Raw genomic sequence first — 22,730 nt, forward strand, 5'->3', positions numbered from 1 at the left:
TAAGGAACCCCGTGAGTTACAACAGCTTGTTATGAATTTCAATGACTCCTTGCCTGGATGAGTTTCTTAATTTCTTTCAAATAGGCATATCCGTACTCTTCATCCGGTTCAAGGTATGCCCCTTCCGCCCACTCGTTCCATGCATTGACGAACATGAACTCACTCTTGTACCCATGCCGGCTCCGTTCCAGCTGCCTTGACAGGTATACCCCAAATTTCTCCGGAGTCGAGCCGATGGTACTCTGCCCGTCCATGCCCCGACGAGGTGTATTATCCCAATTTACAAAAGCACCAGGGTAGATGATCTCCCCGTTTCGATGCGGTGATCTTTCCAAAATGGCAGACCATACCTTGTCGTAGTTCACCACAATATGCTTGTGACTGCCGATTTTCAGCTCGATCCAAATTTCGTTTGTGTGACCATGGGCAAAGGTATAATGCGGCTCAAATTCCATGCTTGCGTCAAACACCTGACTGTCGTAAGTCGGGAAACCGCCTATCGTTTCAACAAAATGAATACCTTCTAGCCCGTGCTTCACTGCGAGCTTGCGCCAGTACCGAATCATATCCTCACAACGGGGGATGCTGGCAGGCCGATAAATAAGGAACATGGGCTTGCCGTCCACCCGGATATACCGTTTGTCTTTAAATGCCCTCACTAAATACTCGAAATGTTCTTTCCAGTCATTCTCGTCCCCATAATCCTGTGAAATGAGAACGTCCGTTTCCTGACCATCCCACTTACGTGTCCAGGTTTCATTTGCCCATGACAGGCAAAATGGAAAATCAGGTTCCCCGGTTTGTATAATCTGATCAAACGGCTTTTCGAGCAGACGCTTGCCCTTAAACCAATAGTGATAATAACAAAATCCGTATATCCCGTGATTCCTTGCTGTATCTGCCTGCCATTTGCGCACTGCAGGGTCGGTCAGATCATAGTAATTCTCTTGTAACGGTTTCCTGGGCTGAACATGCCCTGAGTATAAGGGAACTGACTTTTTCACATTGGTCCATTCGGTGAAACCTTCTCCCCACCACCTGTCATTCTCGGCAATACGATGAAATTGAGGTAAATGCAACGCAATAAGTTTCAATCGGGATTCCTCCATACGTCAGCCGGATTTATCGGAAGATTCGATCCAGAAGCTGCAGGCTGCTCTGAAGATAGGAATGATTGTATTTGACATAAGCCATTGCCCTGGAAGCCGCCAGTCTTCGCTGATCCACCCGGTTCCAGTAGAAGTCAAACTTCTGGGTGAGCTCCTCCTGCGAGTTATAGCTTTGGAACACGTCCGTATCCAGATTTCTATTCGTAGATATCGAATTCAGCTGAAACGTGCCGCAAGCGGCTACCTCCAACACGCTCCTAACCGGAGAGTTGTCCTGAATAACCATTTTACTGCCGTTGTATAACGCAGCCCGATCCTCATGAGCATGCACGGGTATAAACGATTCGAATCGCTTCCACCCTTTCCCCTCCACTCGAACCACTTTGCCGGATAACAACGCATGATTCGCCAACTCAACAAGGCTGCTGCCCGGCTGAGCATCTCCAATGATATAAACATCCGACTCATCTTGCTTGAGTACAGACTGCGGGTAATATACGTTAGGATTTGGCGGAAAAGGAACCTCATAACATCGTGCATTACTCATGCGTCCATAGCTTGGAATGTTCTCCGCTTTCTGTGTAAACACATAGTCAAATATGGAAATGAATGATTCCGAATGCTTCGCACCGGATAGGTCGGTTAACCAAATGGCCTTTTTGACCGGTGAAGTCCTTAAGGCTTCCATGCTCTCCTCTGGCAGAATCTCTCCCTCTTCCCCACCCAGTACGAGAACCAGGTCCGTTTTGGAACGTTCCAAATAAGGTCCAACAGGCTGAATCGCCTTCATTTCATATATGCTTTTCACCAGATGCCTCAAACTCTGTTCCACGAGAATGGAAATGGAAGAGGATGCTCGATCATTACAAGGCGTAATGAAGAGAACATTCAATTGTTTGTAGACGACATCCGGAGGAACTTCCTTGGGTGGATCAATGACATCCCGTAGAGTTTCCATCAAATGCTGCTGCAGATCCGCCTGTTGGGCGGTCAGATGATGCTGAATGGACTTCAGTTTCCGATTCAAAGTGGCATTCATCTGTCTTATCAACATTCGGTTGGGTTGCTCTGCAGAGAGCTTGTTTTTTTGAGATTTGACTTGCATCCGTCTCTTTTTAGTGATGACCGATCCCTCCCATCTCAAACGGATTGACGCTCACTGCCTACAATATGCACGGAAGACTGGCTAGGTTTCTAGAGTTGTATTTTTAGGTGTTCAACCAGGAGTGATTGGGAAATCTCCTCATAAATGTGCAAGAACCCCGTGTCCATCCGGTTCTTGTCCTCATAGAATATATCAAGACCAGATGGGAGTTGATATGTTTGCCAACATTTAATAGCATTCTCGTTACGGGAAGCCAGACCATCAATCAGGATCTGCAAGTGAATGGCAATGAAACGATCGGAGTAGACCTGCAGGTCAACGGAAGCCAGACCATTGCGAACAGCCTGCAGATTAACGATAGTGCATCCATTACGAATAATCTTGGTGTTGGCGGAGTGATCGAGGCAGGGGACAGTGTAAAAGCAGCTACCCAGATCATGGCCCTTAATCAGCCAACCCTTCCCGCTGTTTTACCAGCTCTGCAGCAGTTGTTATATTATAATCCGGGCGTCTTGAATCAACCCGGCCTTGTCTTAACTGGTACGAGTGGGAATCAATATGTACTATTCGTCGATGATAGTGGAGGAACACCGAATCTGGCTATTCAGATGATATAAAAGGTATGCAAAAAGCCGGTACGCAGCTTGGTTTCTCTCTGCATATCGGCTTTTCTCTGTTCTCATGATGGATTGGGAATCAATATAGACCAGGCGCTTTGTGGCTCCATTGTCAGATTCAAAAGCTTATCATTGCGTATCTTCAGTCGGATATTTTCGGACACTTCTCCCTCATTGAAGAGCACTACGGCAATTGAACCATCCTTGTTACGGAAAGCGACGTTATAGATGGATTTTTGATTGGAACTGGATTCAATGCGAACAGCCTGCGGGCGAATGATTGCGCTAAAATGAGCCAAAGCATAATAATCCAGTGTATACACAAGCTCACCTGTTTGCTGATTCACCTGCACGATTCCCCGGCAAGTACTGCGACCGAAGCCCGGAACCGTCGGTCCGTTGTTTTCATCAAGTGCCATATTCCAGAGTACAAAAGACTTGCTGTAGTTGCGTAATATCTGAATTCCCGTACGCATGACGTTTGAGAAGGCTTGTTGGAACGGAGGAATCCATTCCCCTCCTGATCCTTCTGTAAAATGTACTTCCTTTCCGGCGTACGCTTGATACACCCTCGTTTGTGCAGATGCTTCACCCCCGTACCAGTGCCAGGCAACGCCATCAACTTCCTCACCCGCCTGCTCCAGCACGGTAAGTGGATAACCCGGTTCATCCCAGTTGTGATCATAACAGAGAATTTTGGTCTGAATGCCTTGGCTGACAAAGGAAGGTTTCAGATGATTCTTGATAAAATCCGCCTGTGCTTCCGCCGGCATCAGCATGCCTGGATAATGGCGCGGTTCATACAATGCCTCATTTTGAGGTGTCACTGCATGGACGGGCAGTCCATGTTCCGCGTACGCTTTGATGGTTTTGGCAAAATATTCGGCGTACACCGGATAATACTCATGCTTCAGTTGTCCCGTAATCATGGACCCGCTTGTTTTCATCCAACCCGGAGCACTCCAGGGCGAAAGAATGAGCTTCAGATTCGGATTTAATTCGAGCGCCTTCCGGGTTAAGGGAATTACATCCTCCTCATCATGCGCAATACTGAAACGGGCGAGAGTTGGATCAGTTTCCCCTTCAGGCTGATCATTATAGCTGTATATCGTTCTGGCATAATCCGAAGAGCCCATTGGATTGCGAATGACTGACAAGCCGATGCCATCCCGCGGGTGAAATAGCCTGATCATCAGATCCTCCCTCTGTTCTTCACTCAATATCTGATGAATCAGATACGCTGACGAATCGGTAAAGGAAGCCCCGAAACCATCCATCTCCTGAAAAGTATGCTGATCATCAAGCTTGACTTCAATTGGCTCCCGGTCCGATTGAAGCGATTTCAATTGTTCCTCTGATACCGGCTTAAATAGTTCATGTTCTCCTGTTGATCGATAGATCCTAAATTGGCTCATCTGATCCCCTCCGGGTTTCTTTTATTGAATGCCTAATTTCTCCTTATTCTGTTTCATCTTCTCACTGCGGACCTTCACGATCTCATCCCAGCGATTTTCATCCAGGAATGACTTGTAAGCGGCAAGTGCACCATCAAATGCAGCATCATCCTTCGCTCGAACCATGCTTACGAGTGTCGAATTCCATTTGGTATTGATGGCTGACAAGGCACGTGCTTCCTGTGTTCCCTGATCCGGATTGATATTCTCCAGAATAAAATGAGGTTTCAGCTTGCCTTTGCCCCATTCCTGCATTTGTTTAATCGACTCCGGAAAAGCATCCGCACTTAACGCTTTATGACGATCATGACCGAAGAACATGAATTCTCCCATGCGATAATCCTTTTTGAACTTATCCGCATTGTTGAGCTGCAGGTCCTTCACGGCTGGCAGTAATTCAACCGTACCGTCCGCTTGGGTCTGGTAAGTTTCACCTTCAATACCGTAGTTCATCAGCGTCTGCCCCTCCTCACTAAGCAGATACGTGAAGATCTGAATGGCTTTGGCCGGATCCTTGCTGTCCTTGGAAATAAAGTTGATCATCCAGCCCGTTATGCCGGATTGATTCAGCGTTGGAGCGTTGCCTTTGGTGCTCTGTGGACCGTCAATTGCAATATACTCCTTGCCAGGATTAGCACTCATATAAATTTGAAGATTGCCTCCTTGCTGTGGTGTGCCGTCCAGCAGCATCGTTGCATATTTTCCCGATTTCACTTTTTCCTCGAACGCTGTACCGTCATCTGCAAAACTGTCATCACTGATGTTGCCATCTCTGTATACGGTGTTCAGCGTTTTCAACCAAGCGAGATAATCCTCATCCAGATTACGATCATAGAATTCGCCGTTCTCGCTCTCCAGAGGTACACCGATGAAATCCTGCAGCGTATCTCCGAGCGAACCTGTACCTTCTCCAATGGCGTTAAACCCGAATGGGATCAACGTTGGAAACTTTTCTTTGATCTGCTTCATTACACTCCGGAATTCTTCCGGTGTTCCAATAACTGGACTTCCCAGTGCCTCATAGACATCCTTGCGGATGATAAATGCTGTTTTGGCTGGAATGTTACCGCTATCATAATCAGCTTGTGTATTGGAATAGTTTGGATATCCGTAGGTCTTGCCATCAGCCAGCTGGAACCAATTAAGGGTATCTGCCGCAGCCACCTTGTTGAAATACGGATCGTATTTTTCAGCCAGATCATTCAGCGGCAGTGCCCAGGTTGCAGCCTTTTGCACGACTGGAGAGTTCGAGTCGAATACGGTCAGCAGGTCGGGCATTTCCCCACCGGCAAAAAAGGTATTTAGTTTCGTGTCGTCCCCTGTAATGAATTTGATATTGATGTTCAGGTCCTCTTTGATTTTCTTCGTGACGATGTCTTTGCCAAAATCGGTATTCCACCAGTCCGCGTTAACGTACCAGGTTAGATCCGTTACCTCTTCTTTTTTGTCCAGCTGCCATGCCGGCTTCTCAGGATCAACCGTGTATCGGTCTTCAATGGAAACCCAGTTTCCTTCACCGGAGCCACCTGCTCCTCCTCCGCATCCTGTAACCATTAATACTGCTGTCAGCAGGGCAGCACTCAGTTTAACACCTGTTTGACCAATGGCCTTCTTCATGTTCAACATCGAGATTCCTCCTCAGAATGTGGTAAATACCTGAAACAACATTCAAAAACCTTGATAGATCCAACTTAAGTTTGGATTTACTCTTTGACAGCCCCCAGCATCATTCCTGATATAAAATATCTCTGAAGTATGGGATAGATCAGCACGATTGGCAAAGTAGTAATCACGATCGTGGCGAGCTGCACACCTTTGGTCGTTGTTTCAATGACCGCAGAGCCTCCGATATTTTGCATGGATTGTGTCTGGGATTGCACAATAATTTCATATAACATCATCTGCAGTGGATATAATGACTGATCCGTAATGTACAACTTGGTCGTCATGAAGTCATTCCATTGCCCCACTCCATTGAACAGCGCAATGGTAGCCATTGCTGGCATGGAGAGCGGGATGAAGATTTTGAGGAAGATATGCCAGTCTCCGGCGCCATCGATTTTGGCTGACTCCTCCAGAGAATCCGGGACGTTCCGGAAGAAGTTCATCAGAATCACGACATCATAGAAGCTGAACAGCGCTGGTATGATATACACCCAGAAGCTGTTGAGCAGGCCGAGTGATTTGATCAACAGGTACGTTGGAATCATCCCGCCTGAGAAGAACATCGTGATAACACCCATGGCAACATATAACTTCCGGCCCCGTATGTATTTTTTGCTCAGGCCGTAACCCACCATGGCACAGAAAAATACGTGAGTAACCACTCCAATTGTCGTTTTGGAAACCGAGATGAAGAAGGCTTGCCAAATACTTGAATCATTAAATACAGCCCGGTAGTTCTCCAGCGAGAACTCCGGTGACCAGAAGATGAACCCGCCTTCCGCCAGCGCCCTGCCGGAACTAAAGGAAGAGATAACCACATTCCAGAGCGGGACCACAATAACAATGGTACATATGACCAGTAAAATAATATTCAGCGTATCAAAGATCCGGCTATCGAGATCTTCTTTTGCCACCTTTCCATTCACGCGTTACGCCTCCTTCTACAGCACAGATTGATTATCGTTCAGCTTGCTCGTGATCTTGTTTGCGGTAACCAGCAAAATGACGGACACAATCGAGACACCGAGTCCAACCGCTGTCGCATACGAAAAGTCACCCTGAGACATCCCCATACGATATACATAAGAGTTGATGACTTCCGCTTTTTCACGGTTTTGCGAGTTCATCAGAACCAGTGTCTGATCCAGGTTGGAGCCAAGTAAACCGCTTACCGTTAGAATCAGATTCAAGCTAATGATGGATCTCATGTTCGGAAGCGTGATGTTCCAGATTTGCCTAAGCCTGCTTGCACCATCAATTTTGGCAGCTTCATAGTACGTGGGGTCAATCTTCGACATAATGGCCAGATACAAGATGGTCCCCCAGCCGGCCTCTTTCCATATATCCGATAACGTAGCAATCCACCAGTACTTTCCGGCATCCAGCAGGATGTTTTGCGGCTGCGAGATCAAGCCCAGACTGAGTAGGATCTGATTGAACAGCCCCGTCGTAGAGAACCAGGTGATGAGCATGCCGCCAAGTACGATCCAGGACAAAAAGTGCGGCAAATATGAAACCGTTTGCACAAATTTCTTGAACCGTCCACTGTTCAGCTCGTAGATCATGATCGCAAGAATAATAGGAATGACGAAGCCGATCCCCAATTTGAGAAAGCTGATGCCCAGCGTATTCACAACCGCATCCCAGAAATATTTATCCGACAGGATAATTCTGAAATTCTCCAAGCCTACCCACGGTGCGGTAGCGAGCGTATCAATGACCGTGTAATTCTTAAAAGCAATCGTTAGACCGTAAATCGGAATGTAACAAAAAATGATCATAAAGATAATGCCCGGTATAATCATGGACTGAATTTCCCACTGTCTGCGATAGTCGATGAAGAACTCTTTAACCCGCTGTCCTAGCGGCTTTCTGTGTTTAGGCCCTGACCCAATCGGCGTATTCCCGGCTGCCTTCTCAACAGCTAATTTACTCACGTTCCATAGCTCCCCTCTGACTTTCCATACTTATAAAAACGTTTTTATTTTTGTGCATAAAAACCCCCTTATTCTGCTTCAATCATTTAAAAAAAGACCGAAATGACCTTGCACAACTATGCTTCGATATCATTCCGGCCGATCTTTACGTGGCTTGAACCTCTGACGATGAGTTCACCCGATAATTTTTGAGCTGCACCTTGCTCTTTCTTCTTGATCATGCCAACCAATTGGTTAATGGCCAGTATTCCTTGCCTTGCAATCTGATTCCTTACCGTCGTGAGCGGCGGTGAAAAATACGGAGCGATATCAATATCGTCAAAACCCACCACACTTACATCTTGAGGAACTTCATATCCTTCGGATTTTAATGCATGAATGCAGCCAACCGCACTCAGGTCATTCCCCGCGAGAAATGCATCGGGACGCTTGCCTGGATGCAGGTGCAAAAAGGACTTAATGGCACTGTACGTGCTCTCTTCCTCAAAATAACCCTGAATGATATAATCATCATCCACCAGAAGCTGGTATTCACGCAAAGCTGCCAGATACCCGTCCCTACGCTGCACGCTGTCAAACATCGTATCCACACCGGAGATGTAAGCAATCTTCTTGTGTCCAAGTGAGATCAAGTACTTCGTTGCTTCGTATGCTGCCACATACGAGTCAAAAATGACGCTTCCCATCGTTTCACTCTGATAGACACGGTCCAGAAAAACTGCCTTGATCTTGTCTTTTTGCATGGACAGAATGTCCTGCTCATCAATTCGCAACTCTTCATAAATAATGACACCATCCACGCGGCGCCCCATGATATTGCTCATGATGACCTGCTTATCCTTGGTGACAAATACATTCAGCCCATAACCGAGACGGTCACACTCGCGGGACATGGACTCAACCAGTTTGTAAAAATACGGGCCTGATACACTGGTCGTGAAGAAGCCCAGCATTTTGGTTTGTCCGGATTTTAACAGCTTGCCATTCAGATTGGGAACGTAATTTAACCGCTCAGCTACCTTCAGCACATGAGACTTGGTCTCCGGGTTCAGTACGTCCACACCATTCAGGGCATTGGACACGGTGGATATGGAAACACCCGCTTCCCTTGCAACATCTTTGATCGTAATCTTAGCCATAATGATTAGTCCTTTACTATAAAAACGTTTTTATATTGTTAAATTAGCATAAAACCGCTTTCAGCACAACACTTAAATTTTTTATCGCTGAAGCTTTATGCTTTTTCTATGCGTATGAGCTGTAAATCTGCTCCAATTGCTCTGCCAAACGATCCAGACGAACGAACCGATCCGCCCGAACAACTTCCTTCTGCTCCACCAGAACAAGCATAATTGGAACGGTGAAAATGAGAAACTTCGATGCCACCTCTTCCACCTGATTCGCATCGATGTGTCCCAGAGCAATCGAAGGGTAAGGCTGTAGCAGTTCTCTGATCTTGGGCAGCAAGGCATGACACACACTGCATTCCTGCCTGGAGACATACAGAAAAGTCAGGTTATGCTGCTGGATAAACGAATCAACCATGTCCATGGATGTTAATTCATATATTTCTTTCATTTGCGCCTCCGTCTCGATCCAAAATGATATAGCAAGTATGAGTGTACCATGATTACATGCACTTATAAAATGCACAATGGAGTGGATTATCTATTCATTACCAGGCAGAGTTCCATGAATCATAAAGTCCCACTTTCCGATCGGCAAACGGGTATTGTTAAATTAGCGCTTGTTAACGTATTGACAAACTCTCAAAAGCTAACTTCTTAGTGATTACATATAACGTCGGCTTCATGACGGCATGAAAATGGACACAACCTGTGGATTCATACAGGCTTGTGTCCATTTGATCTCATTTGGTGTCAATCTACCTTAGCGCCATATGAACGCATGAACAATACAGCCTGTTCTGTGTCTATACGAGCACCCTTGACGTCCAGGGATTTCAGATCAATGCCTTCCAGATTAGCTCCGCGCAGATCCGCTCCCATTAGCTTGGCTCTACTCAGTGTTGCTCGGGTCATGTCACAATCTCTGAGATCTGCCTTTCCAAGGTCCGTATCCGAGAAATCGGTTTCGTAGAAGCGAATGCCCCGCAGATCCTGTTTGCCCAGCTTTGTGTGTCTCAAATTCGTATAGGACCAGTCCCCCTGAATAAGGGTAACGCCATCCATCTGTGCTCCCGAGAAATCAGAACCGGTCATTTTACAGGACGTAAATTTGGAGACAAAAAGGTTAGCTCCGCTAAATGTACAGTTCTCAAAAGCAGATTCCGTATGAAACGACCCGTTCATGCTCGCTCCTCTGAAGTCGCATTCAATGAACCGGCAATTGCTCGTCTCGATCTCTTCCATGGAGGCATTCATAAAGGTACATTGCTTAAAAACGCAGCGCATCAGCTCTCCGTATCTCAAGTCGTGCCCGTCAAAATGCACTGCTTCGTATTCCTGATCCTTGTATTGGTACACGATTAAACCTCCTGCTTACATCTTCATTCTATTCGTCCAAACTTTTTATACTATACCATACCCCTGTCAAGTACCTGCCTAAGTGACCGTAAAAGTCAAGGCATTTAATTTGCCACGATCACAGATAACAAAAAAGGCGTCTCTTCTGCTACTATGCTCTACAGTAGGATGATCGCCTTTTTCATCATGAGTATGAGGTTTATTTCCAGTCTCTCTTCTTCAAATAAGATTCAAAAACAAAGGTTCCAAATGGCAGCAAACCGGCCAAAACACCCATGAACCAGCGTGCCGCCTTCCACCTGTTTACAACAGCCAAATGTACCAGTGCAATAAGATACAGAGGGAACAATATCCCGTGAATCATGCCCATTATGGCCACCGGAGAAGATATATCCGCGAAATATTTCAAAGGCATGGCAATAAAAACAAGCAAGAGCAGGGAAACCCCTTCACATATCCCTGCAATTTTGAATCGGCCGATCACTGTCTTCATCAGATTCCATCTCACCTTTCCAATCCTGGTTTGTGAATTATGTAACGTTCTCCACATTCAGTATAACGCATGGCTTGGAAGCAAAAATGGTTCAAATTTGAATAATTATTGAATCTGCATCGCTGGGTACCGTTTGAACATAATACGGCTTGTGGAAGCTCCATAAAGGATTCATAGGCTTCTCTCTGGCTCTAGCTTGGGAGTTCTTATTATCATGAACGATTCACGTAATCTGAATGATGTTAGGCTCAAGCTCTTTTAAAGTTAACCACCGCATGCCCGCTTCGAAATGCTCCTGAAATGATTCATTTATAATCACTTCTGGGAAAACGGGCATGAGCTGCCCAGCTCGATACGATTCCCAGTCCCGAATAAACGCCTCTGCTTCTACCTGACTTTGATAAACAACAACCCTGTCCGGTGCGAGAATCGCATTTACAGTATGAATCATTTGATATACCCTTTCAGCAAACACATCCGGATTCATTGGACTATACCAGTCGATCTCCAAGGGAAGGAATTTAATTTCCCCAGCCATGCCGTTCTTGCCTTTAACGACTTTTCCATTAAGATAAATGCCCATGCCTGGAGGATAGTGGGTCGGGAAGTACATTCCGATCACACTGTTTCCCTCATCGATTTCCTGCTGGGAACAATAACCGCTAACTGCAGCATTCACGTCATTTTCCACCATGACTGGCAGTCCAAACCTTGCTTCAATCTCCTCAACTATACGGACACCCTTCAGCTGCTGATGACTGCTTACCGTGATCTCGCCGTTCACCGTTTGCCCGGGAATCCCGATTCCAATGCCTTTAATGGAAGGATGCTGAGCGAGAATAGGTTCAATGATTCCGAGAAACTCTGTTTGGTCAAATTCAGGCAATGTATGCTCTTCTTTCAGCAAAATCGTATTCTCCAAATTGATGACGGTTGCCGTAATAACATCCTGCCCTTGCTTGTCATTCATATAGATCACCAGGGCCAGGCTGAAATCATAATTGTAACGGTAAGTTAGCGCGGGCCTGCCCCCGTTAGAGGGAATTGTCTCATCTTCGTACAGTTCCCCGAGTTCGCACAATTCCTTAACCAGTGAATTCACCGTAACCACACTCAATTTGGTCAAGGACGCAAGTTGTGGCTTGGTTGCTGTTTCCACCTGTTTCATGACTTGGCGCACGTTGTTTATATTAATCTCTTTCATCAAATTAGCGTTTGCTATTTTCATAAGCGTTCCAGCCTCCAAATTTCGAACGTCAATGTAACCACTATACAATATCTTGAAAGTGATTAAAATCGCCTGCTATAAAAACGAATCATTGACATGACACTTATTCTGCGTTGTCAGAGTTACGAATTTAAAAAGAGCACACCGTCTACCCTGATTCGATAGACTTGCGTACTCTTTTCGTATCATTCTTATGCAGTGGCCTGTACCGATTGTTCCTTGCGACTAATCGCATATATGGCCGAAGCCAAACCCAGAAGAATCAGAATCGAACCTACCCAACCGTTATACAGAATGGTGGAATGATCAATCACCATCCCGCCAACATACGTCCCAAGGGCAATCCCTGCGTGGGCAATTCCCGAATTGGTGCTAATCAGTGATTCCGCTGCTTCTGGAGATGTTTTGATAATCAGACTATTCTGCACTGGCGTAACCGTCCAGCTCAAGGCGCTCCAGATGCTCAGCAGGATGAGGAACGCGATAAGAGGCAGTCCAACACTGAATGGGATAACCGCCATGCTCACAATGAAAGGAATTAACACAATGACGATGGCTTTAGCCGGATGCAGGCGGTCCGATAACACGCCCCCAAGTCCCCCACCGGCTACAGCCGCGATGCCAAACATCATGTAGATAAAGGTAACCATAGTCGAACTTGCACCGATCGTTTCCTGGAGAAATGGTGTGAAATACGCATATAACGTCAAATGACCCGCCAGCACCAATAAGGTCGTCGCATGAATCGCTAACATCCTCGGATTCCACAGTGCAGCAAACTGACGCTTCAGAGAGACGACAGGCACCGGCTGAACCCGCTGCATGACTAGACCAATGGCTACCATGACAATGGCAGTCAATATGGCAATAAAAATAAACACTTCACGCCATCCTGCCAGATTACCCACGAATATTCCAAGCGGCACACCGAGAATGAGTGATGCACTCCCACCCATCGTAATGATCCCAACCGCACGTCCTTTGTACTGCGGCTCCACAATGCGAGCAGCAAGTGTCAGGGACAATACAAAAATGAGTGAGCCTGTCGCAGCCCCGAGCGCCCTGCCTGCCATCAGCATATAAAAGTTGGCACTGAAAGCGGAAATAAGATTGCTGACCAGGAAGATCAGCAGGGTGTACATGTATACCTTTTTACGTTCAAATCTGGCCGTTACGTTTAACAGAATCGGCGCAGATATGGCATATACCAACGAAAAGATGGATATTAAATAACCGGCCTTCGCCAGAGTCAAATGAAGATCTGCAGCAATCAGATCGAGAATACCACCCAAAATGAGTTCCACGGTTCCAACCACAAATGCCGCAATCGCAAGCAAATATACTTTTTTATTCATTTCATGAATCCTCCTCAAAAGTTACAACTACGATAGTAACCTAACGGGAGTAAAAATTCAATAAAAAAACTATTCCATAACAGAATAGCTTTCTAATAAATCAACCGGGCCAGCAGCTTGGATATTTCTTCGTCCTGCAGCAGTTGAACTCCATATTTTTTGGTGATTTGAGTGAGGGCAATATCATGATAAAAATAATCCGTCATCGCTTTGACAATCGGCTTAGACATGGTCTTAATTGCTTTCCAAGAGTCGTTTTCAACCCCTGCGAACAGCAGATAGGCATGGTCTACAATTAGCAGCTGCAACGGTTCCAGCTTGTCCAGCATGGGAATTAGAGCGTACTTGTGGGTTAAGGATGTCTCCAATCCTCCCACCGATAACACCTCAACATGCACACCCTGCTGTTCCTTTTGTTCCAGAAGTGTACGGTAGTTCTCCATCTTCTCATTCCAGGCCAGAAATAGAATTGATGTATCGGCCTCTGCCATAAGCTGCTCAATATTGGAACCAATCGATGTTTCATCCTTCAGTGTCCAAATATGCTCATCCGTAAACGTTCGTTTGATTTTATAAGCATTCAATTCCTCGATATCCTTCTCAAAATCTGCCTTGATCTTCAAAATAACAGACTGGAGATCCACGGCTGTATACAATTTTTTCTTGCCATGCATGGTGGTCAATACAATTCCTTTATCGATAAGCCGGTTTAACACTTCGTAGATTTTGGCTTTGGGTACATTGGAATGATTGACGATGGATGATGCATCGAGTGGTTCCTGTTGAGCGAAGATCGCCTCATACACCTGACTTTCGTATTGCGTAAACCCGAATTTCTGCAACATGTTTGGATCTTCGCTCCTTCTAGGTATGTATCGTTATGTATGTTTTAGTTTAGACATCGTACTAGTCCTTGTCCAGTTTCATATAACGGACTTCGGGTGGTTATATTAAGATCCGGGTACACATTTTGATTATAAAGGAGCTGTATCGTCCATGGAAAGCACCCATGAATTTGTGCAAAAGTTAAATGAGAACGCCGAAAAGGCCCGTCATAACAAAAACAATGGTAAAGGAACACCCAGCGACAAGCTGCCAACCAAACAGCACGGAACCAAAAAGTAAGTTGGCTGACTGAATTGTAGTTTTTCCGACTAAGCTTCCTTCGTAATCAATGTTCCCGTAAGAGAAAGGATCTCGCGTTAGGGGTCCTTTCCTCTTCTTTCCTCTCTATCAACCGACTTCACTTTCAAGCTTTCTTACTTGGTATACGCCTGTTTATATCGCTTGGAGTAGTTCGTCCAGCACATCCTATCACTACTTTTCATTTAATATAGCGAACCTATTATTAATAGAAAAGAGATGATACGATGGCTTGTCGAACTTGTACAAAAGCACCACGTCAACCTGATCTCGTGTTAATCTATTGGTCCAGAAACCCGCTTGTACCGGGATCTGCTCGAAGAATCAGAAGTGTTCGTGTGATTGGAAACACATCACCTTGCACATTCTCCCTGGTACCCGGTGCTTTGTTAATCAATGCTCTAAACTGTTTGCTGGATCATGACATCGGTTTTAAAGTCGTATATCGTAAAAACACATCGGCGATCTCCGGGGTTATCTTGTTGAAACGCAAATAAGAACGAAGCATCCCTTTCTTTAACCACATGGAGCACACTATAGTCCCAATATATTCAAAGTATATTCATGCACCAAAAGTGCCACAATACAAATTCAATTGTACTGTGGCACTTCTTGTTTTTTATTTATTGGCATTAATGACTTCATTGACTTCCTGTGTAATCTGATCTCCGCCAAGTTTTTTCCAGTTGGCCACAAAGTTATCGAATTCATCAATCGACAGGTTGCCATAGATAATTTTCAAAAATGTCTCCGCTCTAAGCTTATCCAGTGTAGCCTGCTTCGTATTCATGGTTCTTGTTGGTGCATATATAAATTCATTCATCACGATCAGGTCATTGTCACGGTAGTACTTGATCACGCCTTGTGAGCTCTCCGGTCCAAAGATGCGCTCCATATGCCATTTATCCAGATTGCCGTTACGGTAATCCATAATATCATCATAGAACAGCTTCGCTTCAAGCCCAAGCCCAGATATGTCTCCCGTTTTCAGGGCCTGTTCCACTTCATCCTGGGCCTTTACGTTTTTGTTGGCAGGCAGATTGGATACCGTTGCATTATGAAAACCAAGCCCGGTTAAACCATTCAAATAATCTGCGCGTTCCTTCTCAGCCGATTCTCCGAACATCTTCTCTGCCTGGAAGTTCAGCAGTTTAACAAGTGCTTCCGGATGCTCATATCCTTTGCGGACTGCAAATATGCCCCCCAAACTGAGGTGGTTCTGTGTTTTGGCTGGCTGATCATCGATGGATTGTACCGGATAAGGCAACCAATCGACGTTCTGATCTTTCTTGATCATGCTGCTGACTTGAAATGGGGCCCATTGCGGTAAAAAGAACATGCCCGACTTCCCTGCGTTCACGTCCTCCATCATTTTCGCAAAATCCTTCACCCCGAATTCGGGATCCAGCACGCCCTTTTGATACAGATTCTGCAGTTCTCTCAAGCCTTCTTTCACCTCTGGCTGAATGGTACCATTCACAACCTGCCCGGATGCATCCTTGATCCAGGTTTCGAGATATCCATGATACCCCAGCAAGAACGCATTGATTGGCAAATCCTTGTTCAGCGCAATCCCATAAGTATCATCTTTGCCATTGCCATCCGGATCTTCGAACGTGAACGCTTCTGCAATCTGGATGACATCCTGCATCGATTTTGGCGCTTCAAGCCCTACCTTTTTCAGCCAGTCCTGTCTGATCCAGATCATGTCCGATGAATCAAGTGAACCGGGAAAACTCACCATGGCGTAAATCTTGCCATCTTTGGTCACGGGTTTCAATCCTGCTCCGTCTTCTGCTGACATAAATTCTTTGACCAGATCCGATGCGTACTTATCATATACTTCCGTTAAGTCTTCAAGCATGCCAGCTTCATGCAATTGCTCGAACTGCACCGCACTTACTTTCAATACGTCAGGCAAATCTCCGCTTGCAAGGGTCACATTCATTTTATCGTTGTAATTGGCATCCGGCACAATCCAGTCATACGTTACTTCAATGCCGAGTTCGTCCTTGTAACCGCGAGTCCATATATTGTTCGCATGTGTATCCCCTTGAGCAAGCGATTCCTTACCCGTTTCGTTCATCGTCGAGGTTAATTTAATAGGCGGGTCATACTTGGTGAGTGGTCCTCCAGCATCCTGCTGTGTACTGGGCTTGGTTTCGCTCTCTGCATTACCAGCACCTGATGAACAGGCTGCAAGAGTCCCTGCCAGGATCATGCTAAGCGATAACAATGAAAGCCTTTTGAATGACATATTCATACGACGAATCCCCCTTTTTGTTCCTCCCGTGAGGTTATAAGATAAAAGAATGAACTATAAACACGCCACTACGATAGCAGAACAACCTTCTGATCGCTGTTATCCCCAGATTTCTTTTATCCCTTTATTATAGGGAGAAATCCGGTGATAAAGGCGAGCGCTATCGCTTCTTCAGGTTTTTTCTGCTCTCTCCGTTCTGGTTTAGTTCTTATCTTCATCTTATATCTGTGTTCATTGTATAAAGAAAGCGCTATCAGTTCGAGTGGATCTCGTTTACATCTGGTATCTTTGATTTACCATTTGAAATGGTTTTTAACTTTTTTGATCCCTATACTCCTGAGGCGTGCAGCCGATTGCTTTTTTGAAAAAACGATAAAAGTAATGCTGGTCACTGAACCCGACCTTGGCGGAAATTTCATGCATTTTACACGAAGAACCGAGCAGCAGTTCCTTGCTTCGTTCAATGCGGCGATCATGAATATATTCCGAGATGCCTTTACCCGTGATTCGTTTATACCAACGAGACAAGTACGAAGGATTGAGAGAGACTTCCTGCGCAATACGGGTAAGAGAGAGATCGTCCTCCAGATGATGCTTGATGTATTGATGGATCGAGATCAAGATTTGAGACTGGTCATTCAGGCGGGTATCGCTCCGCTTCGATATCATCCATTCAAAGGCAGACTGATAGAAGATGACGAGTTCGGGCCATGGTGTATGGATATCAAAATGCAGCATGCGGGAGAGACCCATCTCTTCCTTCGCAGGTTCGTATAAACCCAATTCATGAAGCAGTTCAATCAAGGTACTCCCTGCTTCGGTGTATACCTTCAGTCGAAAGAACGGATCTTGAAGCCCCTCCTTCGAACTCTCGGTCCATTTCTGATAAGAAGTTATCCATTCGCTGTTCCCCGCTGCGACATACTGCTTGACCTGATCCAGATGCAGAGACGCAACCGCCTGCTGGCTCAGGGGGTTTGGTACCACGTTTATATCCGGCTGCACGTTGACACGAAGCAGCTTTTCCATCCCGAGTCCAGGTCCTTCATGAATGGATAATCGCAACTGCGCGATCGCCTGATTCAGGTCCATCCAAGCTACAGCCTGTTCACTCACCATGATCGACACCGAGAGGTTAAGGCAATCTGCACACGATTGCTGCACAGACTCCAGCGTTCCATAGACAAAGCGAAGCGTTTGCTCCCACAGTTCCTGTGCATTCACACGATACGCTGTACTATCCGCGGCTGGCTGGATCAAACAAGCAATCACCTGATAATCCAGATCAATTGCCTTGACTGTCGACTTATCCTGAAGCAGCTCCTCTGCCACATTTGCCACAGCATACCTGATTAAACTTCGATCGGCCTGCGTCTGATAGTTGTTCCATTCCTCCACTCGAATAATGACTGGAATAACACACTCCCCTGAGCGAAAAGGAAGCTGTACGGCATCCAATTCCTCCTGAAGCGAGGAAACATCATGCCTTTCCGTTCGTTTCATAAGATCAAGCATTAACTGGCGCTGCAGCTGGGGCAGGGCTCTTGGCAGCTTGCTGCGGAACCAGGCATTCTGGTACCTGAAATCATTTTCTTCCGAGATTTGTGCCAAAGCACGTTCTACTGCCGTACGAATCTGACTCATGCCCTCCGTCTTGAGAAGGTAGTCCACCACACAGGGATTGCGTATGGCCTGATGTGCATAATCGAATTCGTTATGGCCTGTCAGCAGCAGTACTTTGCACCTGGGCCATCGGTCCATAATTTTCTCAATGAGCTCCATGCCATCCATTCCAGGCATACAGATATCGCTAAGTACGATATCCACCTTCACGGAATTCAACCACTCGATCGCTTCGAGGGCAGAATGGGCCTTGATAATCTCCATGTCCTGAAAATTCGCCTTCTGAAAGAAGGCATATAGTCCGTCCAAAATGACCGGTTCGTCATCAACGATCAGCATCCGCTGCATGAGGCAGCTCCCCTTTCCATGGAACATTCACGACAATACATAAACCACCCAGGTCACTGCGCCTTGCAGCGAGACCGTACTCTGAACCAAACTTGATTTTCAGCCTTTGGTTCACATTGATAAGCCCCGTAATTTCCTCATCTTCCTGTCTCTGCGCAGGCTCTCCAAAGGACTGAACCAGCCCAGCTAACATCTCGTCCCTTAACTGATCACCATCATCTTCGATCAGAATGGACAACCTGCCCTCCGCCGTCTGATAGGAAAGTTTAAGAATACCTCCCTGACTTCGTTTGGCAAGTGCATGTTCGAAGACATTCTCAACGATTGGCTGAACAATGACTCTCGGGATTGCAATCGATCTGTACATAGGGTTCATATCCTCAATGAGCAATTGTACCCTTGACCCGAATCGGATCTTCTGAATCGCAGCATAGACCATCGCATGGTCTACCTCCTCACCGAGCGATACTTCGGTATGGGAGTCACGTGACATATACCTGAAATACTGACCCAGATAGTCGGTAAACTCCTGGATTAATTCGACGTTCTCTACCTCTGCCATCTGTTTAATACTGAACAGACTGTTGTATAGAAAGTGAGGCTGAATCTGGGATTGAAGATGTTTGAGCTCTGCTTCACTCGTTCGTATTCTGGCAACATAATTTTCTTCGATCAAAAGATGTAAGCGCTCTATCATATGGTTGAAACGAGAGTATAAATATCCGAATTCATCCCGTCTTGAATGCGGAATACGGATGTCAGGCTGCCCTTGCTCCGCCATTCTGAATCCTTTAACGAGTGCAGATAACGGCTTGTGGATAGATTTATAAACAGATAATGAAAAGACGATAATAATGACCATCGACATCAAGGTTAACATCCATAACCATAACTTATATCGTTCAAGTGGTGCCTGAAGCACCTCTTCAGCAATGCTGGAGGTTAGTGTGAATGAATGATCCGAATCATAGAGGGAGTAATACAAATGATCATCGGAGTGGTATCTCGTTACCTGCAGCGCATCCTGCGATTCCGTTGGAAGCATCTGTAATAGTCCAGTAGAGACAGCCTGCTCTGAGGAGGAAATGACCACTTCGTGCTCGTCACCAAAGCTCAGCGTGATGTCACTACCGCCCGTTTCCGACAGCTGCTGCAGCCTTTTTTTTAGCTCATCTGCAGATAAGCGTATTCCCAATATAAAATTGGGCGGCTCCTCGTGATTCATATTGTACGGATTGCTCTTCAGGAAATAGAGATCATCTGCCGAAGTCGATAACTCCCCATTCAGATTCCCCATCGTCGCAAGCAGATCTTTCCACTCCCCGTCCTCAACGCTGCGGATGCCATCCACTGCACTTACCCGCTTATGAAGCGCAGGAACATAGTACACAACATCACTGATGTATGGACTGGTCACCATGATCTGACTGAGTTTCTTATGGATGTCATTCAGACTGGATGTAATCTCATACCGGCTCATAATGGGTGCTCTGGTACTTAGCGTGGACATCGGTTCATCGAACGAAAATTCATTCACGAGACTGCTCATTCGCTCCAATTCGAATTGCAGATGATTGTGGTAGAAGTGCAGCTTGGAATCATGCGCATTTTCCACCTCGGTCTGCATTTGCTTGGAGCTATTATGTGTAATTACAATGCTGCTTCCATACAACGGTAGAATAACCAATATAAAAGCAATCATCAGTTTGACCACAATGGAGTTGGTCTTCCAGCTCCCCCCCAATAATCTCATGCCCCTTCCACTCCTCTCCTCAAGCAGCAAAAAAGGAGCCGGAAATCGGCTCCTCTACTCGGTTTTCCTCCTACCGATCTTATCCCTTTACACTGCCGACAACAAGCCCATGGACGAAATACCGTTGCAGAAATGGATAGACGATTAGAATGGGAATCACGGATAAAAAAATCTGGGACGCCTGGGTCGTTCGATCCGACACCTGACTTAACAGCGTTGCATCCTCCAGCGTCATCATTTCACTCTGGATCATCGTCACCTGCTGCAGCATGGACTGCAGGTATGTAGCGAGTGGATAATGTTCCGGGCTTTTCATATAGATCATGCCATCAAACCAGGCATTCCAGTGTCCGACCATGGCAAACAACGTGATGGTTGCGATACTTGGCAGGGAAATGGGCAGATAGATGCTCCACAGTGTACGGAAATGTCCTGCACCATCCATCCACGAGGCTTCTTCCAATTCTTTCGGTAATCCTCTGAAGAAGTTAAGCATCAGCAGTACATTGAAGATGGGAACCGCCCCAGGTAATATCAGTGCCCAGATCGAGTCCAGCAGACCTGCTTCCTTGACGACCAGATAACCCGGAATCAACCCTCCACTGAACAGCATCGTGAATACAAATATCCAGGCATAGAATGTTCTGGAACGAAATCTGGAAGCTTCTTTGGAGAGAGGAAAAGCCACGAGAATTGTGAAGACCAGATTCGTGGCAACGCCCAATATCACCCGAAGCAGACTCGTGCCAAACGAGTGAAGGAACTGTTGATTTTCCAAAATGTACTTATAGGACGATAACGTGAAATCCACGGGCCAGAACGTAACATTCCCTGCTTTCACTGCATCACTCGAACTGAAGGATATCGCCAATATATTCACGATTGGAAACAGGCAGAGCAAGGCAAGAATCGTCAGGATGACGTAGTTAAACCCTAAAAACCAGCGATAGGCTCTCGATGCATGGTGCATGATTCTGCCTCCTTTCTAAAAAATGCGATAATTGGCGAATCTATAGGCCAGAAAATAACCAAGTCCGATAAAGATAAATGAAACTACTGACTTAATGAGACCAAGCGCCGTAGAAACTGAATATTGGGCATCCTGCAAACCAATTCGATAGATCATCGTATCCAGGATATCACCGGATTCATAGACGAGCGGATTGTACAAATTGAACACCTGATCGAATCCACCATTAAGTACGTTTCCAAGACTCAGAGTAACCATTAGAATGACAATGGGACGAATCCCGGGCAGTGTAATATGCCAGGTCTGCTTCCATCGCCCTGCCCCGTCCATGACGGCGGCTTCATAGAGAGACTTATCAATGCTGGTCAGTGCTGCCAAATAGATGATGGTGCCAAAACCGAACTCTTTCCATTGATCAGTAATGACAAGTATGTACGGAAACCAATCGTTGCTGGCCAGAAATTGAATGGGCTCCATCCCGAGTGCCTTGAGCAGCATATTCACGATTCCACTGCTCGGGGATAACACGTCCACGATAATGCCAGCCAGGATGACCCACGAAAAAAAGTGGGGCATATAAATGACCGTTTGAATCGTTCGTTTAAATCCGGTTTTGCGTACTTCGTTGAGCAGCAAGGCTACGAGCACCGGAATAACAAGGCCGGATAACATTTTCATGACAGAGATGAATACCGTATTCCACACAACCTGGCCAAACCCTGGAAGATCAAACAGGTATCTGAAGTTATCCAAGCCTACCCAGTTCATGTTCTTGAATCCGGCAATCGGAGAGAAATTCTGAAAGGCAATCGAGAGACCTGCCATTGGAATGTAACCGAATACAATAATGATGATCAAACCGGGCAGAATCATAAGATGAAGCGGAATGTTTCTGATAAATTGTTTGTAGTTGGAACGCATGAGCTGTCTCCTCCTTCAAAATTTATTATAGGAGCAGGCAAGCTGCTGAAATAGTGTAGGTTATTTACTTTGGGTATCTTCTGTTGACTCTGACTTTGAATAGGGAATATTGGTTGCAATGATGAAAATAAACAGTTAAAATGAAAAACTTCATCAGATCCATACATATCTCAGATTACGGGGTTACTTACCAAATAAATCCTCATAACTGAAACCTTACAATCCTGTGTTCGTAATGTTATTCACTTATTAGATCGTGC

The 22,730-nt window shown here is 45.8% G+C and carries 21 protein-coding genes; 3 read left to right on the forward strand and 18 right to left on the reverse strand.

Going from position 1 to position 22,730, the window contains the following annotated elements:
• Positions 1-38: 38 nt before the first annotated feature.
• A complete protein-coding gene (locus tag CHI14_RS05435; protein WP_095287391.1) occupies positions 39-1,094 on the reverse strand; it encodes a glycosyltransferase WbsX family protein in 1,056 nt (351 codons plus the stop codon).
• Positions 1,095-1,122: 28 nt separating this feature from the next.
• Positions 1,123-2,214, reverse strand: coding sequence for a glycosyltransferase family protein (locus CHI14_RS05440; protein ID WP_095287392.1), 1,092 nt, complete (start codon positions 2,212-2,214; stop codon positions 1,123-1,125).
• A 218-nt stretch (positions 2,215-2,432) separates the two neighbouring features.
• On the opposite strand from CHI14_RS05440, the gene CHI14_RS05445 reads away from it, so the two are divergent.
• Complete coding sequence (locus tag CHI14_RS05445) at positions 2,433-2,831, forward strand: hypothetical protein (protein WP_095287393.1); 399 nt, start codon at positions 2,433-2,435, stop codon at positions 2,829-2,831.
• A 62-nt stretch (positions 2,832-2,893) separates the two neighbouring features.
• On the opposite strand, the gene CHI14_RS05450 is transcribed toward CHI14_RS05445, so the two are convergent.
• The 11 genes from CHI14_RS05450 to CHI14_RS05500 all read right to left on the reverse strand — a co-directional run bounded on the left by CHI14_RS05450 (position 2,894) and on the right by CHI14_RS05500 (position 14,294).
• Positions 2,894-4,246, reverse strand: coding sequence for a glycoside hydrolase family 30 protein (locus tag CHI14_RS05450; RefSeq protein WP_095287394.1), 1,353 nt, complete (start codon positions 4,244-4,246; stop codon positions 2,894-2,896).
• Positions 4,247-4,267: 21 nt separating this feature from the next.
• On the reverse strand, positions 4,268-5,911 hold the full coding sequence (locus tag CHI14_RS05455) for a type 2 periplasmic-binding domain-containing protein (RefSeq protein WP_170948022.1): 1,644 nt from the start codon (positions 5,909-5,911) through the stop codon (positions 4,268-4,270).
• A 77-nt stretch (positions 5,912-5,988) separates the two neighbouring features.
• Positions 5,989-6,876, reverse strand: coding sequence for a carbohydrate ABC transporter permease (locus tag CHI14_RS05460; RefSeq protein ID WP_095287395.1), 888 nt, complete (start codon positions 6,874-6,876; stop codon positions 5,989-5,991).
• A gap of 15 nt (positions 6,877-6,891) precedes the next feature.
• On the reverse strand, positions 6,892-7,887 hold the full coding sequence (locus CHI14_RS05465) for an ABC transporter permease (RefSeq protein ID WP_249281008.1): 996 nt from the start codon (positions 7,885-7,887) through the stop codon (positions 6,892-6,894).
• A 116-nt stretch (positions 7,888-8,003) separates the two neighbouring features.
• The gene (locus tag CHI14_RS05470) at positions 8,004-9,026 is read right to left on the reverse strand and encodes a LacI family DNA-binding transcriptional regulator (protein WP_095287396.1); all 1,023 of its coding nucleotides are present in this window, start codon (positions 9,024-9,026) and stop codon (positions 8,004-8,006) included.
• A 106-nt stretch (positions 9,027-9,132) separates the two neighbouring features.
• Complete coding sequence (locus CHI14_RS05475; RefSeq protein ID WP_095287397.1) at positions 9,133-9,465, reverse strand: thioredoxin family protein; 333 nt, start codon at positions 9,463-9,465, stop codon at positions 9,133-9,135.
• Between the two features lie 302 nt (positions 9,466-9,767).
• Positions 9,768-10,373 carry a pentapeptide repeat-containing protein gene (locus CHI14_RS05480; RefSeq protein WP_095287398.1) on the reverse strand — a complete coding sequence of 202 codons (606 nt, stop codon included), beginning with the start codon at positions 10,371-10,373 and terminating at the stop codon, positions 9,768-9,770.
• 199 nt (positions 10,374-10,572) lie between these two features.
• Entirely contained in the window at positions 10,573-10,866 is a 294-nt protein-coding gene (locus tag CHI14_RS05485) for a DUF3817 domain-containing protein (protein ID WP_095287399.1), read from the reverse strand.
• Positions 10,867-11,089: 223 nt separating this feature from the next.
• Complete coding sequence (locus tag CHI14_RS05490) at positions 11,090-12,094, reverse strand: ROK family protein (RefSeq protein WP_095287400.1); 1,005 nt, start codon at positions 12,092-12,094, stop codon at positions 11,090-11,092.
• A 191-nt stretch (positions 12,095-12,285) separates the two neighbouring features.
• On the reverse strand, positions 12,286-13,449 hold the full coding sequence (locus tag CHI14_RS05495; RefSeq protein WP_095287401.1) for an MFS transporter: 1,164 nt from the start codon (positions 13,447-13,449) through the stop codon (positions 12,286-12,288).
• Between the two features lie 92 nt (positions 13,450-13,541).
• A complete protein-coding gene (locus CHI14_RS05500) occupies positions 13,542-14,294 on the reverse strand; it encodes a TrmB family transcriptional regulator (RefSeq protein WP_095287402.1) in 753 nt (250 codons plus the stop codon).
• 151 nt (positions 14,295-14,445) lie between these two features.
• Between CHI14_RS05500 and CHI14_RS05505 the strand changes: the two genes are divergently transcribed.
• Together CHI14_RS05505 and CHI14_RS30285 are read left to right on the forward strand one after the other, a co-directional pair.
• Positions 14,446-14,574, forward strand: a complete 129-nt coding sequence (locus tag CHI14_RS05505; RefSeq protein WP_095287403.1) for a DUF4023 family protein — start codon at positions 14,446-14,448, stop codon at positions 14,572-14,574.
• Positions 14,575-14,819: 245 nt separating this feature from the next.
• Positions 14,820-15,089: a hypothetical protein gene (locus tag CHI14_RS30285; RefSeq protein WP_095287404.1), complete on the forward strand. Its 270-nt coding sequence runs from the start codon at positions 14,820-14,822 to the stop codon at positions 15,087-15,089.
• Positions 15,090-15,211: 122 nt separating this feature from the next.
• Here CHI14_RS30285 and CHI14_RS05515 read toward each other — a convergent pair whose 3' ends face one another.
• The 5 genes from CHI14_RS05515 to CHI14_RS05535 all read right to left on the reverse strand — a co-directional run bounded on the left by CHI14_RS05515 (position 15,212) and on the right by CHI14_RS05535 (position 22,470).
• Positions 15,212-16,855, reverse strand: coding sequence for an extracellular solute-binding protein (locus CHI14_RS05515; RefSeq protein WP_095287405.1), 1,644 nt, complete (start codon positions 16,853-16,855; stop codon positions 15,212-15,214).
• Positions 16,856-17,167: 312 nt separating this feature from the next.
• On the reverse strand, positions 17,168-18,826 hold the full coding sequence (locus tag CHI14_RS05520) for a response regulator transcription factor (RefSeq protein WP_095287406.1): 1,659 nt from the start codon (positions 18,824-18,826) through the stop codon (positions 17,168-17,170).
• Positions 18,804-20,579, reverse strand: a complete 1,776-nt coding sequence (locus tag CHI14_RS05525; protein WP_249281009.1) for a sensor histidine kinase — start codon at positions 20,577-20,579, stop codon at positions 18,804-18,806. The genes CHI14_RS05520 and CHI14_RS05525 overlap by 23 nt, the downstream gene beginning before the upstream one ends.
• Positions 20,580-20,658: 79 nt before the next feature.
• A complete protein-coding gene (locus CHI14_RS05530; RefSeq protein ID WP_095287407.1) occupies positions 20,659-21,549 on the reverse strand; it encodes a carbohydrate ABC transporter permease in 891 nt (296 codons plus the stop codon).
• A gap of 15 nt (positions 21,550-21,564) precedes the next feature.
• The gene (locus CHI14_RS05535; protein WP_095287408.1) at positions 21,565-22,470 is read right to left on the reverse strand and encodes an ABC transporter permease; all 906 of its coding nucleotides are present in this window, start codon (positions 22,468-22,470) and stop codon (positions 21,565-21,567) included.
• Between the last annotated feature and the right edge of the window lie 260 nt (positions 22,471-22,730).

Source organism: Paenibacillus sp. 7516, assembly GCF_002272715.1.
In the GTDB taxonomy this organism is placed as follows: Bacteria; Bacillota; Bacilli; order Paenibacillales; family Paenibacillaceae; genus Paenibacillus; species Paenibacillus illinoisensis_A.

Bases quoted from the DNA above. Each gene is read 5' to 3' on its own strand.
- CHI14_RS05440 (WP_095287392.1), bottom strand. From the start codon at position 2,214: ATGCAAGTCAAATCTCAAAAAAACAAGCTCTCTGCAGAGCAACCCAAC.
- CHI14_RS05450 (WP_095287394.1), bottom strand. From the start codon at position 4,246: ATGAGCCAATTTAGGATCTATCGATCAACAGGAGAACATGAACTATTT.
- CHI14_RS05455 (WP_170948022.1), bottom strand. From the start codon at position 5,911: ATGTTGAACATGAAGAAGGCCATTGGTCAAACAGGTGTTAAACTGAGT.
- CHI14_RS05470 (WP_095287396.1), bottom strand. From the start codon at position 9,026: ATGGCTAAGATTACGATCAAAGATGTTGCAAGGGAAGCGGGTGTTTCC.
- CHI14_RS05475 (WP_095287397.1), bottom strand. From the start codon at position 9,465: ATGAAAGAAATATATGAATTAACATCCATGGACATGGTTGATTCGTTT.
- CHI14_RS05485 (WP_095287399.1), bottom strand. From the start codon at position 10,866: ATGAAGACAGTGATCGGCCGATTCAAAATTGCAGGGATATGTGAAGGG.
- CHI14_RS05490 (WP_095287400.1), bottom strand. From the start codon at position 12,094: ATGAAAATAGCAAACGCTAATTTGATGAAAGAGATTAATATAAACAAC.
- CHI14_RS05495 (WP_095287401.1), bottom strand. From the start codon at position 13,449: ATGAATAAAAAAGTATATTTGCTTGCGATTGCGGCATTTGTGGTTGGA.
- CHI14_RS05500 (WP_095287402.1), bottom strand. From the start codon at position 14,294: ATGTTGCAGAAATTCGGGTTTACGCAATACGAAAGTCAGGTGTATGAG.
- CHI14_RS05505 (WP_095287403.1), top strand. From the start codon at position 14,446: ATGGAAAGCACCCATGAATTTGTGCAAAAGTTAAATGAGAACGCCGAA.
- CHI14_RS30285 (WP_095287404.1), top strand. From the start codon at position 14,820: ATGGCTTGTCGAACTTGTACAAAAGCACCACGTCAACCTGATCTCGTG.
- CHI14_RS05515 (WP_095287405.1), bottom strand. From the start codon at position 16,855: ATGAATATGTCATTCAAAAGGCTTTCATTGTTATCGCTTAGCATGATC.
- CHI14_RS05520 (WP_095287406.1), bottom strand. From the start codon at position 18,826: ATGCAGCGGATGCTGATCGTTGATGACGAACCGGTCATTTTGGACGGA.
- CHI14_RS05525 (WP_249281009.1), bottom strand. From the start codon at position 20,579: ATGAGATTATTGGGGGGGAGCTGGAAGACCAACTCCATTGTGGTCAAA.
- CHI14_RS05530 (WP_095287407.1), bottom strand. From the start codon at position 21,549: ATGCACCATGCATCGAGAGCCTATCGCTGGTTTTTAGGGTTTAACTAC.
- CHI14_RS05535 (WP_095287408.1), bottom strand. From the start codon at position 22,470: ATGCGTTCCAACTACAAACAATTTATCAGAAACATTCCGCTTCATCTT.